General features: G+C 42.7%; 1 protein-coding gene and 1 pseudogene. Both read left to right on the top strand.

Annotated features, from left to right (window positions below):
* Positions 1-1,310, top strand: a 1,310-nt coding sequence (locus AC1DRF_RS25940; RefSeq protein WP_477742069.1) for a sulfite reductase subunit alpha, incomplete at its 5' end; no start/stop codon positions are given.
* A 22-nt stretch (positions 1,311-1,332) separates the two neighbouring features.
* Positions 1,333-1,804 (top strand): annotated as a pseudogene (locus tag AC1DRF_RS25935) (sulfite reductase); the annotation flags it as partial.

Raw genomic sequence — 1,804 nt, 5'->3', positions numbered from 1 at the left:
CAGGAAAAGAATTTGATGTACGCTTAGCAGAACTTGGCGGTGAAAGACTGTATCCGCGCGTTGACTGTGATTTAGATTTTGAAGAGCCCGCAAATAAATGGCTTAAAGGTGTTATTGACGGATTAAGCGAAGCGAAAGGACACAGCGCTTCGGCAGCTGTTCCAGCGGAAGCTCCTGCAGGAACTTCACCATATTCAAGAACAAATCCTTTTAAAGCAGAAGTGCTTGAGAACTTAAACTTAAACGGCCGCGGATCAAATAAAGAAACGCGACACTTAGAACTATCTCTAGAAGGTTTAGGTTTGACGTATGAACCAGGAGACAGTTTAGGTATTTATCCTGAAAATGACCCGGAGCTTGTTGATCTTCTTCTTAACGAATTCAAGTGGGATGCAAGTGAAAGTGTAACGGTTAATAAAGAAGGAGAAACGCGTCCTCTTAGAGAAGCGCTAATCTCTAATTTTGAAATTACCGTTTTAACAAAGCCTCTTTTAAAGCAAGCAGCTGAGCTTACTGGAAACGATAAGTTAAAAGCGCTTGTAGAAAATCGCGAGGAATTAAAAGCATACACACAAGGCCGTGATGTAATTGACTTAGTTCGTGACTTCGGTCCATGGAACGTATCGGCACAAGAGTTTGTAGCCATTCTACGTAAAATGCCAGCGCGTCTTTACTCGATTGCAAGCAGCTTATCAGCAAACCCTGATGAAGTTCATCTAACAATCGGAGCGGTACGCTACGAAGCGCATGGACGGGAGCGCAAAGGTGTTTGTTCAGTCCTTTGTTCAGAACGTTTGCAGCCAGGCGATACGATTCCTGTATACCTTCAAAGCAACAAAAACTTTAAGCTTCCTCAAGATCAAGAAACGCCAATTATTATGGTAGGACCTGGTACAGGTGTGGCTCCGTTCCGCTCATTTATGCAAGAGCGTGAAGAAACAGGGGCAAAAGGCAAGTCATGGATGTTCTTTGGAGATCAGCACTTCGTAACAGACTTCCTTTACCAAACAGAATGGCAAAAGTGGTTAAAAGATGGCGTACTGACAAAAATGGACGTGGCGTTTTCACGCGATACAGAAGAAAAAGTATACGTACAAAACCGTATGCTCGAACATAGTAAAGAATTATTCCAATGGTTAGAAGAAGGCGCATCTTTTTATGTGTGCGGAGATAAAACAAATATGGCACGCGACGTGCACAACACGCTAGTTGAAATTATCGAAACAGAAGGCAAGATGAGCCGTGAACAGGCGGAAGGTTACCTTGCTGAAATGAAGAAACAAAAACGTTATCAGCGTGATGTATACTGAGGATTGAAAGGAGATTTTCAACATGGTAAACAAAATTTTAAAAGCGCCCGAAGGTCCTCCAAGTGACGTTGAGCGCATAAAAGATGAAAGTAATTATTTGCGCGGTACATTAGGAGAAACAATGCTCGACCGCATCAGCTCAGGTATTTCTGAAGACGATAATCGTTTGATGAAGTTCCACGGAAGCTACTTGCAAGATGACCGAGATCTTCGTAACGAACGCCAAAAACAAAAGCTAGAGCCAGCTTACCAATTTATGCTTCGCGTCCGTACGCCAGGCGGTGTTTCAACACCAGAACAGTGGCTAGTGATGGATGATTTAGCACAAAAATACGGAAATGGAACGTTAAAGCTGACGACTCGTCAGGCATTCCAAATGCACGGAATTTTAAAGTGGAACATGAAGAAAACAATTCAAGAAATTCATGCTTCGTTATTAGATACAATTGCAGCTTGCGGAGATGTAAACCGTAACGTAATGTGCAATCCGAATC

The sequence above is a fragment of the Priestia sp. P5_B4 genome (assembly GCF_056400385.1).
This window is presented reverse-complemented; position numbering and strand designations above follow the sequence as displayed.